The sequence below is a fragment of the Alkanindiges illinoisensis DSM 15370 genome, assembly GCF_000619845.1.
Lineage (GTDB): Bacteria > Pseudomonadota > Gammaproteobacteria > Pseudomonadales > Moraxellaceae > Alkanindiges > Alkanindiges illinoisensis.
Window position 1 is genome coordinate 709,132 of record NZ_JHUX01000003.1, and the last position, 11,151, is coordinate 720,282.

An 11,151-nucleotide genomic window follows, 5' to 3' on the forward strand; every position below is an offset into this window, starting at 1 on the left:
AAATTTCGACAAGCAATACTTAAAAGCGCAAATGCGTTTTTGGGTTTAAGCTGATTTAATTGGAAAAAATGAAAAGTGTAATCATGGATACAAGTTTAGCATAGGCGCAATTTGGTCGGGAATTGCAATTGCAGCACAACTGCAAAATTTACCAGCACAACATTCAGTCAGTTCTTGCAGAATTTCTATAATGTTTTTACCAGCGGTATTTATTCCAGTTTTCCGGATTAGCCCAGTATTTGGAGTTCAGCCAGTCTGGCACCTGCTTATAGGACAAAATATTAAACTGCCAGATTACTAAATCTTGCGAGAGTTGCTCAATCTGACTAAAACCCAGTGCGTGCAGTGTTGCACCAAAATCCGGACTCGCCAGCACCAGTACACGACGCGCCAGCAGGTCACGCAGACGGGTAATACCTTGCACCAGTAACTGCTGGTTTTTACTGCCAGCGATGCTATCTGGCTGATTTATGGGCAGCGCAGGGTTGTTTGCAGCTAAATTGCCTTCATAATAACTGTGATAAAGGGCAATGACCGCGAGATCATAGCGCTGGGTAAATGCCAGCGTTGCCAGTTCATGTAATGCAATGGATTGCCATGTGCCGGGCCAGTGTGGAGTGGTCTTGTGTTTACCCACCAGTAATCCCTGGGCAATAGGTTTTTCCTGTGCCAGACGATCAATTAACGGCAAAATATCGATTGGCCAGTCAGTCACGGCTTATCCTTAACTAAAATCAACAGAAGTGTTTATCAATGGAATATCAGGGTATTTGCCATAAAATGCGGGCCAAGCTGGGTCAGGCATTACCAACCAGCACTGGCGCCATGGCAGCAGCGGTTGAGTATAATCTGGTTTTAAACCCATTTGAATCGCCCTTTACGCAACTGGTAGGTAATTCGGTGGAGTTGCAATGGACTGGTAAAATTAATTGCGTGTCCTGTGGCGCGAAAACCAGCAAGTCGTTTGCACAGGGGCATTGCTATAAATGCTTTAGCACCAAAGCGTCCTGTGATATGTGCATGATGAAGCCTGAAACCTGTCATCATCATTTAGGCACTTGCCGTGAGCCAGACTGGGCAGAAAAAGTCTGTTTTAACGCGCATATTGTGTATCTGGCCAATTCCAGTGGATTAAAGGTTGGGATTACCCGGCATAACCAGATGCCAACCCGCTGGCTGGATCAGGGCGCAACGCAGGCCATTCCTATTTTTCAGACCCAGAGTCGTTTTTTATCTGGGGTGGTGGAAGTATTACTGGCGCAGCATATGTCGGATAAAACTGACTGGCGCAAACTGCTTAAAGGTGAGGCTGAACCATTAAATCTGCTGCAGATTCGTGACGATATTTTTAACCGTTATGAAATGGATTTGCAAAAACTCCAGCATGCTTATCCTGAACAGGTCGCGTTATTGCAGGATGAGGTGGTTCGTGAGTTTATTTATCCGGTAGAAAAATATCCGGTGAAGGTAAGCACGCATAATTTTGACAAGACGCCACTGATCAAGGGACGGCTAAACGGTATTAAGGGGCAATACCTGCTGCTGGATACCGGGGTGCTAAACATTCGCAAGTTTAGTGGTTATGAACTGGTAGTGCGTTTTTAGTCCATTAAAAGGCTTGCTACCTCTGCCAAAACAACCAAAAATTTGTGCTGTATTTTTGTGCTATAGTAAGTCTGCTGGATGTGTTGAAAGTGCTCAATAACCTAGTTCTGGTTTATGTTTAATGGCAAGCTAGATGAGTTTATAAGATCAGTTAAGAAGTGGAGAGTACCTGAATGAGTCAGATCACTGAAAAAGAGCTGCGTCATCTTGAAGAGGAAATCCCGCAACATGCCCGCGAAGCATTGAAAAAAGCCCAGCAGGCTGCATTGGCGCGTGGTAGCCGTGTAATGATTGCACGGCAAGGTCAGCTGGTAGAAATTGATGCGCATGGTCATGAGTCATTGATCAAGGAAATTGAACAGCCGCTACAGTTTACCATTGGGCAAAAATTTAGCCGTGCCTGAATAAGTACATGAACGACATGATTCCGCGATTGCGTATGTTTGCCGGCCCAAATGGTTCAGGCAAAAGTACCGTGATCAAGGAAGTCCTGCACCCAAAACTGTTAGGCATTTATTTAAATGCTGACGACATCGAAAAACAAATCAGGCAAAACCCTATTTTTGAACTGGCAGATTATCCGTTTGACATACAGGCCAGTGCATTGATTGCCCATTTTACTCAGTCTGATTTTCTGGCCAGTGCCGGACTGACCGCAGTGATTCCTCTGATTAAAGTTAGTCATCACACCGCACTTGATTTTAGCCAGATTCAGTTTAATTCTTATTTTGCCTCAGTACTGGTGGAATTTCTGCGCCTGCAATGCCTTAAGCATCAGGTGTCTTTTACCTTTGAAACCGTCATGTCGTCCAAAGACAAGGTGCGTTTTCTGGCACAGGCGCAAGCGCTGGGTTATCGCATCTATCTGTATTTTGTGGCGACGGCTGACCCAGAAATTAATATTTCGCGCGTTAATTATCGCGTCCAAACTGGTGGTCATCCAGTGCCGGAAGATAAAATTCGTTCCCGTTATTATAAAACCCTGCATCACCTGATAGATGCTATCAACTACAGTAACCGCGCCTATATTTTTGATAACTCGGCGGTTTTTGACAGGCTTGCGGTGCTTGATAAAACTGGCCTGGTGGAACAGCACAGCTTTATTGCTGAAATTACCGAGGGTAAGGAGCTGGAAATAAAATCAGCCCAAGTTCCAGGTTGGTTTAAAACCTATGTGCTGGACCGCTTTATTTAGCTTTTTTTACCTTGAAAATATTTTTGGTTATTAATCCTGAGGCATTTTTTCAAAAGCGTAGGCATGAGTGCGGTAGGGCACGCGAATGATTGCTTCTTTGTCGTCCAGTTTAATATCTGGGAAAAGCAGGATTTTTAGTTCATCCAGAAAATGATGCTGCTGGTTTTCATCAAGCTGTGCAATAAAGCTGGTAGAAAGCGCCCGGTTAATGATCACATCCTGAACGCTGCCCTGATGCTCATGATGAAAAATGGTCTGGTCTTTCAGGCTAAAAATAGAATCTTCCAGCACTTTTTTCCATTCACCGGATTGATGGCGCGGCGTGTCATTTTCATAGGTATTAATCAGTTGCACCATGCGCGCAACCCAGTCCACTGAATCATCGCGGCTATTCCAGATGAGTCCCAGCTTGCCGTTGGGCTTAAGCACGCGTGCAATTTCATCAAGTGATTGTTGGTTGGCAAACCAGTGAAAGGATTGGGCACAAATCACGGCATCAATACTGTGGTCCTCAAATGGAAGACTGGCTGCGGAAGCCTGATGGGCATTGACCTGTGGAAACTGCTGGCGCAATTGTTCCAGCATGGCAGAGGAAGGTTCTACGGCATGAACCTGAGAGGTCAATGTTAAAAGCTGGGGTAAAAATTTACCCGTACCTGCCCCCAAATCAATAACAGTGCTATTGCCATCAATGCCCATAGAATCGGCCAGCCATGCCTGTGTTTGTGCTGGATAGTCAGGGCGGCCCTGGCGATAAACCGGTGCGCCTGTTTCAAAGCCTGATGCTGCGGTGGGATGCACAGGAGACAAAGAGTCGCTAGAAGTTGTCATGACCGAAGCCCAGCCTTAAATTGAATTAACAGTGATTATTTACTCTATAAAGATAAGGCATTTAGCAATTCTCACCATAGGGGTTTTGCAAAACCACGTATGCTTATGTAATTTGTGGATAGTGCAGCGGTTATTGTACAAAGAATAAGCGAATTCTGCTCATAATTAGGTGCGGTTTTGAGTAACTTAAAACACGTAGATGTTATTGAAAACAGGCAACCTAAAGGCGTATGTTCATAATTTGGGCTAAAGAACAGCGGCCTTGATTGTATTCACAAAACTTAACTCCAAGTATCGGTTTATACCCTCTACAAATAAAGCCAGTGGCGCTATATTTTTCTTCCATGCTTTTTCCCATTGGTAAAATGCCGAATAAGGATTTTTAAATGAATATTGCCGTTAATCCCGAGTTAAACGAAGCTACACATCCAGTAGTTTACTTAAAAGATTACACCCCACCAAATTTTCAGGTCAGCAGTATTGATTTAACCATTCAGGTGTTTGATGACGAAACGCTGGTTCAAAGCAAGCTGGTGATGCAGCGCGAACATGAGGGTGATCTTGTATTGTATGGTCGTGATCTTGAGCTTATCAGTATTCGTTTAAATGATACTGATTTAGGCGAGCAGGATTATGAACTGGGTAAAGAAAAACTTAAAATTACAAATGCACCGGATCAGGTTGAGCTGGCGATTCAGGTAAGGATTCATCCTGAAAAAAATACACAACTGGAAGGCTTATATAAGGCAGGCAATCTATTTGTAACCCAGAATGAACCAGAAGGCTTCCGCAAGATTACCTTTTTCCCTGATCGTCCTGACATTTTAACAGTGTTTACCACCCGCATTGAAGCCGATAAGAAATATCCAACTTTGCTGGCCAATGGCAATCTGGTGGAAAAAGGTGAGCTAAGCGACAACCGTCATTTTGCCATCTGGCATGATCCTACCAAAAAGCCAAGCTATCTGTTTGCAGCAGTGATTGGTGATCTGGCGGTTTTAAAAGACAGCTTTACCACCATGGAAGGGCGTCATGTTTCACTGGAAATTTATGCGTTAGCACAGGATTTACCCAAGTGTCACGTGGCCATGCAGGCGCTTAAGGATTCCATGAAATGGGATGAGGATGTCTATGGCCGCGCCTATGATCTGGATAACTATATGATTGTGGCGGTAAGCCAGTTTAATATGGGTGCCATGGAAAACAAGGGCCTTAATATTTTTAATACGGTGTGTGTGCTGGCTGATCCGGAAATCACTTCTGACCCAGCCATGTTTTATGTGAAATCTACTATTGCGCATGAATATTTTCATAACTGGACTGGCAACCGGATTACCTGCCGTGACTGGTTCCAGTTATGTTTAAAAGAAGGCTTTACCGTATTTCGTGACCAGAGTTTTTCAGAAACCCTGCAATCTCCAGCCGTGCAGCGCATTGATGATGTGTCCAGCCTGAAATCAGTACAGTTTGCAGAAGACGCCGGGCCGTTATCCCATCCGCCGCGCCCTGATCATTTTGTGGAAATTAATAATTTCTATACGGCTACGGTCTATGACAAAGGTGCCGAAATTGCCCGCATGATGGCCAATCTGCTGGGGCCAGAAAAGTTCCGTCAGGGCACTGATGAATATTTCCGCCGCCACGATGGTGAGGCAGTCACTGTGGAAGATCTGGTCAATAGCTTAAGTGATGGCTCAGGTGTGGATCTGCGCAATTTCCTGCCGTGGTATAGCCAGCCGGGCACGCCTTGTGTCAAGGGCAGTGGCAGTTACGATGCCGATGCTAAAACCTATACTTTAACCCTGAGTCAGCGTACAGCAAAACGTCATAACTATCCGGAACCGCAGCCATTGCCAATTCCTGTGGGCGTTGCACTGTTTGATAAGGAAACTGGCGAGCAGCTGACCTTAAACAGTACCGTGCTTAAACAAAGTGAAGTGGCCGAAAACAACGTTAAAGATGGCATATTTGTGCTGGATCAGGCAGAGCAGACTGTTGTGTTTGAGCAGGTGAATGCAGAACCTGTGGTGTCACTGTTGCGTAATTTTTCTGCACCAGTGCTGCTGGATTTTTCTTATAGTGATGAAGATCTGGCATTCTTGCTGGAACATGAAACCAATGGCTTTAACCAGTGGCAAGCAGCCCAAATGCTGCTGGAACGGATTTTATTGCAGGATCATGATCCCGCTGTTTACTTAAATGCCATTGCCAAAGCGCTACCGCAAGTGGCTAAAGCCGATGCGCTACTGGCGACCCGTTTACTGGATATTCCTTCAGAGAATTATCTGGCTAGCCGCATTGATCAGGATTATGATCCGGTTGACGTGCATAAAAAGCGTGATGCTATTCTAAAAGCATTGGCAGATAGATTAAAAGACTATTGGACCGAGGCTTATCAATCACTGCCTATTGTAGCGTTTAAAGACAATAGTGTGGAAATGGGCAAGCGTGCCTATCGCAATATGGTACTGGGTTTTGCCATTCGTGCTGGTGTTGAAGGTGCGCTGGACTGGGCAAGCGAGCAGTATGACAATGCGGTGTGCATGACCGAGCGTCTGGGCGCATTACGCCATCTGGTATGGCATAAGGCAAACAACGCACAGGATAAGCTTGATGATTTCTACAAGCGCTTTAAACATGAAGACCTGGCACTGGATCAATGGTTTGCCGTGCAGGCTGGTAACCCGGAAGGTAGTGTGCAAGTAGCACGCGAGCTGATGCAGCATCAGGACTTTGACTGGGGCACACCAAACCGTATTCGTTCAGTCACAGGTAATTTTTCAGGTAATCCTGTGTTGGTCTGGACCACTGAAGGCATGAAGTTTTATACCGAAATTGCCAAACGGCTGGATCAGCAAAATCCAGTGCTGGGTTCGCGGATTTTACAGTTCCTGAGCCGCTGGTATACCTTAAAGGAACCCTTACGCAGCGAAGCTAAAGATATCCTGCAAGGGCTTAAAGGTGAGGTGAACTCAACCAGTGTTTGTGAAACCTTAAATAATGTGCTTAAGGCAGGTTAGGGTTTTGATTTAAATAACCTGAGTGCTAAATTTATTAAAAGCTTATGTTTCGGCATAAGCTTTTTTTATACAGCAACTTTTCATATTACTACAAGAATTCAACGACATCGGGAATGGTGTCCAGTTTATCTTCAAAGGCATAAATTAAAGAATTGAAGATTATTTATGTCGAGTAATAGCCATAGCCAGCAGGACTATGAGGTTGAAATTGAGAAAACATCACATGCCTGGCTAAAAGCAATGCGTCCCCGGCAACCGTCCGAACAAAATCGCGGGGCAACGCCTTTAGAGCTACTTTTTGATTTGGTGTTTATTGTTGCGATTTCCATTGCAAGTACCCAATTGCACCATGGCTTGAGCGAGAAACATTTTTCAGAGGTTCTACCGCTGTACCTGATGGTGTTTTTTACCATCTGGTGGGCATGGATGAATTTTACCTGGTTTGCCTCGGCCTATGACAATGATGACATTGCCTACCGACTGGTCACCTTTATGCAAATTATTGGTTCACTGGTGCTGGCTGCCGGGGTGAATCAGGTATTCACCGAGCATGATTTTTCAGTGTGTGTACTGGGCTACCTGATCATGCGTTTTGGACTGGTGATTCAGTGGTTGCGTGCAGGTTTTTCCGATCCCAAACACCGCAAAACGGCCTTTCGCTACGCCAAGGGTATTGTGCTGGTACAAATTGGCTGGATTATTTATCAGTTAAAACTGGTCACGTTTACCCAGCTTGAGTTTGTGGTGCTGGCTTTTATGGAGCTGTGTGTACCGATCTGGGCTGAGAAAGCCAGTCCCACCACATGGCACGCTGAGCATATTGCTGAACGTTATGGCCTGTTAACTATTATTGTATTGGGTGAAACCATTATGGCTTCGTTTACCGCCATTCACACAGCCATTGCTGATCCAAAAATCAATGTAGACAAACCGCTGATTTGCCTAATGATTGGTGGCATGATCATGATGTTTAGCATCTGGTGGAGCTATTTTGACCGTGAGGCTCCTGAGGTACTGACTAGCTCAAAAAAAGCATTTTACTGGGGCTATGGCCATTTTTTTATTTTCTTAAGTATTGCAGCGATTGGGGCGGGTCTTGCCGTCGGCGTTGATGTAATTACAGGCCATGCCAAAATCAGCAACCAGCAGGCTGAATACGCAATTGCTATTCCGTTAAGTATTTATAGTCTGGTGGTGTGGTTAATTCACGACCTGCAAACAGATCATGGCTGGCGCAAACTCTGGCATCCCTTGACGGTTTTACTGATTTTACTATTTCCCTTATGGGGAAATATTGGCTATGCCACGCTGGCCATTGGGATTTTTTATGCGTTATGCATTCTGTTTCGGCAGATATTCTTGGTGGAAAAACAATCTAGCTAAACACATTTTATCTACCAGAGATGATCCAAAGCTGGCTGATTAAAAGCAGATGAATTAAAAGCAGTCTAGTTAAGAGCAGTTTCATCCAAACCAATCTAGTTAAGAAGCTGCCTGACCGTTAAAAGCCCTATATTATTTTTTCAATAAACTTGATGAATCCTTTAACGCTTGCCTGTATTTAAGATTAACAGGCTTACAATACCAGCCACCAAACCCCAGAACGCCGAACCAATGCCTGCCAGTGATAAGCCAGATGCCGTGACCAAAAAGGTAATCAGGGCTGCTTCACGCTCACGGTCTATAGCCAGTGCGTTGGACAAACTCGAAGCAATAGTGCCAAACAAGGCCAGACCAGCAATTGCTGCTATCAGCGCTTTTGGAAAAGCCAAAAACAATGTTGCCACAGTAGCGCCAAATAGCCCAATCAGCAGATAAAACAGGCCGGCAGATACTGCAGCCACATAGCGTCTGGCTGGATTGGCATGGGCTTCTGGGCCTAAGGAAATGGCAGCGCTAATGGCGGCCAGATTAATGGCAAATGCCCCAAATGGTGCCAGCAGGGTAGTGGTAGCCCCTGTCCAGCCTACCACTGATGAGGTGGGTGAGCGGTAGCCAGCAGCCTGAATCATGGCAATGCCGGGCAGGTTTTGTGACGCCATGGTCACCACAAACAGAGGCAGCGCCAGACTAATGATGGACTGCACTGACCATTGTGGTGAAATCCAGACAGGCAAGGTTAGTTGTAGTGAAACCTGAGTACTGTGCAGCTCACCCTGCATCAGGCTAATCACAATGCCAACCAGCAGCGCCAGCAAAATGGCATAGCGTGGCAGTAGGCGCTTGGCCAGTAAATAGACCAGCAGCATGGATAAAACTAGTGTGGGATTACTTTGCAGTGCTGTAAATACATTTAAGCCAAATTGTAGCAAAATACCCGCAAGCATGGCAGCCGCAAGGCTCACCGGAATGTGTTTTAAGACACGTTCAAACCAGCCGGAAAATCCTGCAATGGCAATTAGTACACCTGCCAGCAAAAATGCCCCAACTGCCTGATGAATGTTAAAGCCATTTGCCCCGGCAATTAGGATAGCTGCCCCCGGCGTAGACCATGCGGTTGCTACCGGAATCTTATAATACAAAGACAGCAACATACCGGACAAACCAATGCCAATCCCCAGTGCCCATAGCCAAGAACCCGTTTGTGCTGGTGTGGCGTTAAAGCTCTGGGCTGCCTGAAACACTAGCACGGCGGAACTGGTAAAACCAACCAACACAGTAACAAACCCGGCCACCAGCGCAGAGATGGAAGAATCTTTTAATAAGGATTTAAGCAGGAGAAAAGGTGGCATCAAATAACAAATAACTGTTTTAAAACAAGGTGTGATCATCGCATAATTTGGCCAGACTCCATAGATCAAATCACAGGAAAACAATCATGAGTGGGCGCTATCAATATGCAGGTTTTTGGGTGCGGTTTGGGGCATCCGTGGTAGATACGGTTTTAATGCTGCTGATCACCATTCCTTTGCTGATTCTGTGTTATGGCTTTGATACCTACTGGCAGGCTGCCCAGAATGGCGATTTTCTGGGGCTTGGCGAAGTCATTATTTCCTGGCTATTTCCAATTGTGGCAACCATCTGGTTTTGGCTGAAAATGCAGGCTACTCCGGGCAAAATCCTGTTTTCCCTCAAAGTACTGGATGAAAAAACCGGCCAGCCCATTACGTTAACGCAATCGGTGATTCGTTATCTGGGCTATTTTGCCTCAACTATTGTGCTGCTTTTAGGCTTTATCTGGGTGGCGTTTGATCGTAAGAAGCAGGGCTGGCATGACAAAATGGCAGGTACAGTAGTGGTGCGTGATTACGGCATGGATGTTACACCGCTTCTGGTTGAATAATAATTAAGAGCTGGCTCAACCGTGATAGTTATACGGTTAAACTATTGGGAATAAATAAAAAGACGCTATCCGATAGCGTCTTTTTTGATTCAGGTTATACCTTAATGGATTAAGCCTTGATTTCACCAATACCAAAGCTTTCTCGCAACTGGTGCGATAACTGGTCGCGTGCTTTAATAAATCCATCGATTCCAGCCTGTAATAGCGCATAGGCCATTTCATCACGATTTAAAAATTCCTCAAAACGGCTTTCGTCCAGTTCTACATACTCTACGGGTTCAGCCTGTGCGGCCAGTGCTTCAGATAACTGTGGCTGAACTTGCTCATGGCGCTGCTGGAGTTCTTGCAAAATAGAGGGCGCAATGGTGAGTAAATCACAACCTGCCAGTGCTAGAACCTGCTCGCTACTTCTAAAGCTGGCACCCATCACCTGTGTTTTTAGACCATGTTGCTTGTAGTAGTTGTAAATTTGTTTAACCGAATTGACACCGGGGTCTTGTTCAATTGGATAGGAATCGCGGTTTTCCTTTTTCTTGTACCAGTCCAGAATGCGGCCTACAAACGGCGAAATCAGTGTTACTTTGGCGTCGGCGCAGGCAGAAGCCTGATGCAAATTGAAAATCAGGGTTAGGTTACAATGAATACCCTGTTCTTCCAGGTATTTTGCAGCCTGAATGCCTTGCCAGGTAGCAGCAATTTTAATGAGTACGCGGTCTTTATTGATGCCTGCTGCTTCATAGAGCTTGATTAGTTCAAGGGCACGGCTAATGGTAGCTTCGGTGTTAAAAGAAAAATTAGGATCAACTTCTGTCGATACGCGGCCTTCAACCAGTTTTAGGATTTCAATGCCCAGCTTAACCGTCAGGATATCAATGGTGCGATTGAGCAGGGGTTCACCGGTTAAACCTTCCTGCTGGGCCTGCTCATAGGCTGCCTCAATCAGATGGACATTTTCCGGCATGCTGGCTGCGGCAGTAATTAGGGATGGATTGGTAGTGGCATCTAGTGGACGAAATTGTTTAATGGCATTTAAGTCGCCGGTATCAGCCACGACGGTAGTGAGCTTGCACAGTTGTGCCAAGGCACTGTCAGGTTGAGCGGTATTTTGTTGAGTCGAACTGTTTGCATTAGAAGAAGTGGTGGAAGAAAGGGAACTGCTCATTTTAAGTTTTTATCCTGAAATTGTGGGTAAATGGAATGCCATGGATCAATTAACT

At 45.4% G+C, this 11,151-nt stretch carries 10 protein-coding genes; 6 read left to right on the top strand and 4 right to left on the bottom strand.

Annotated elements, in window-relative coordinates:
- Positions 1-196 precede the first annotated feature (196 nt).
- Positions 197-715: a DUF6231 family protein gene (locus Q337_RS0103725; RefSeq protein WP_026470447.1), complete on the bottom strand. Its 519-nt coding sequence runs from the start codon at positions 713-715 to the stop codon at positions 197-199.
- 38 nt (positions 716-753) lie between these two features.
- On the opposite strand from Q337_RS0103725, the gene Q337_RS0103730 reads away from it, so the two are divergent.
- From Q337_RS0103730 to Q337_RS0103740, 3 genes are all read left to right on the top strand, one after another.
- Positions 754-1,605, top strand: a complete 852-nt coding sequence (locus tag Q337_RS0103730) for a DUF2797 domain-containing protein (protein ID WP_026470448.1) — start codon at positions 754-756, stop codon at positions 1,603-1,605.
- Between the two features lie 173 nt (positions 1,606-1,778).
- The gene (locus tag Q337_RS0103735) at positions 1,779-2,009 is read left to right on the top strand and encodes a hypothetical protein (protein WP_026470449.1); all 231 of its coding nucleotides are present in this window, start codon (positions 1,779-1,781) and stop codon (positions 2,007-2,009) included.
- 8 nt (positions 2,010-2,017) lie between these two features.
- Positions 2,018-2,800 carry a zeta toxin family protein gene (locus Q337_RS0103740; protein WP_026470450.1) on the top strand — a complete coding sequence of 261 codons (783 nt, stop codon included), beginning with the start codon at positions 2,018-2,020 and terminating at the stop codon, positions 2,798-2,800.
- Positions 2,801-2,830: 30 nt separating this feature from the next.
- Here the strand turns inward: Q337_RS0103740 and Q337_RS0103745 are convergent, their stop codons facing one another.
- On the bottom strand, positions 2,831-3,631 hold the full coding sequence (locus Q337_RS0103745) for a class I SAM-dependent methyltransferase (RefSeq protein ID WP_026470451.1): 801 nt from the start codon (positions 3,629-3,631) through the stop codon (positions 2,831-2,833).
- Positions 3,632-4,017: 386 nt separating this feature from the next.
- Between Q337_RS0103745 and pepN the strand changes: the two genes are divergently transcribed.
- Complete coding sequence (gene pepN / locus Q337_RS0103750; protein ID WP_026470452.1) at positions 4,018-6,651, top strand: aminopeptidase N; 2,634 nt, start codon at positions 4,018-4,020, stop codon at positions 6,649-6,651.
- A 165-nt stretch (positions 6,652-6,816) separates the two neighbouring features.
- A complete protein-coding gene (locus Q337_RS0103755; protein WP_051526535.1) occupies positions 6,817-8,034 on the top strand; it encodes a low temperature requirement protein A in 1,218 nt (405 codons plus the stop codon).
- A gap of 161 nt (positions 8,035-8,195) precedes the next feature.
- Here the strand turns inward: Q337_RS0103755 and Q337_RS0103760 are convergent, their stop codons facing one another.
- Entirely contained in the window at positions 8,196-9,383 is a 1,188-nt protein-coding gene (locus Q337_RS0103760) for a benzoate/H(+) symporter BenE family transporter (RefSeq protein WP_034279404.1), read from the bottom strand.
- Between the two features lie 86 nt (positions 9,384-9,469).
- Here Q337_RS0103760 and Q337_RS16670 point away from each other — a divergent pair, with 86 nt between their 5' ends.
- Positions 9,470-9,934, top strand: a complete 465-nt coding sequence (locus Q337_RS16670; protein ID WP_034279187.1) for an RDD family protein — start codon at positions 9,470-9,472, stop codon at positions 9,932-9,934.
- A 109-nt stretch (positions 9,935-10,043) separates the two neighbouring features.
- On the opposite strand, the gene tal is transcribed toward Q337_RS16670, so the two are convergent.
- Positions 10,044-11,096, bottom strand: coding sequence for a transaldolase (tal, locus tag Q337_RS0103770; RefSeq protein ID WP_084494698.1), 1,053 nt, complete (start codon positions 11,094-11,096; stop codon positions 10,044-10,046).
- Positions 11,097-11,151 lie beyond the last annotated feature (55 nt).

Bases quoted from the DNA above. Each gene is read 5' to 3' on its own strand.
- tal (WP_084494698.1), bottom strand. From the start codon at position 11,096: ATGAGCAGTTCCCTTTCTTCCACCACTTCTTCTAATGCAAACAGTTCG.
- Q337_RS0103760 (WP_034279404.1), bottom strand. From the start codon at position 9,383: ATGCCACCTTTTCTCCTGCTTAAATCCTTATTAAAAGATTCTTCCATC.
- Q337_RS0103730 (WP_026470448.1), top strand. From the start codon at position 754: ATGGAATATCAGGGTATTTGCCATAAAATGCGGGCCAAGCTGGGTCAG.
- Q337_RS16670 (WP_034279187.1), top strand. From the start codon at position 9,470: ATGAGTGGGCGCTATCAATATGCAGGTTTTTGGGTGCGGTTTGGGGCA.
- pepN (WP_026470452.1), top strand. From the start codon at position 4,018: ATGAATATTGCCGTTAATCCCGAGTTAAACGAAGCTACACATCCAGTA.
- Q337_RS0103755 (WP_051526535.1), top strand. From the start codon at position 6,817: ATGTCGAGTAATAGCCATAGCCAGCAGGACTATGAGGTTGAAATTGAG.
- Q337_RS0103735 (WP_026470449.1), top strand. From the start codon at position 1,779: ATGAGTCAGATCACTGAAAAAGAGCTGCGTCATCTTGAAGAGGAAATC.
- Q337_RS0103745 (WP_026470451.1), bottom strand. From the start codon at position 3,631: ATGACAACTTCTAGCGACTCTTTGTCTCCTGTGCATCCCACCGCAGCA.
- Q337_RS0103740 (WP_026470450.1), top strand. From the start codon at position 2,018: ATGAACGACATGATTCCGCGATTGCGTATGTTTGCCGGCCCAAATGGT.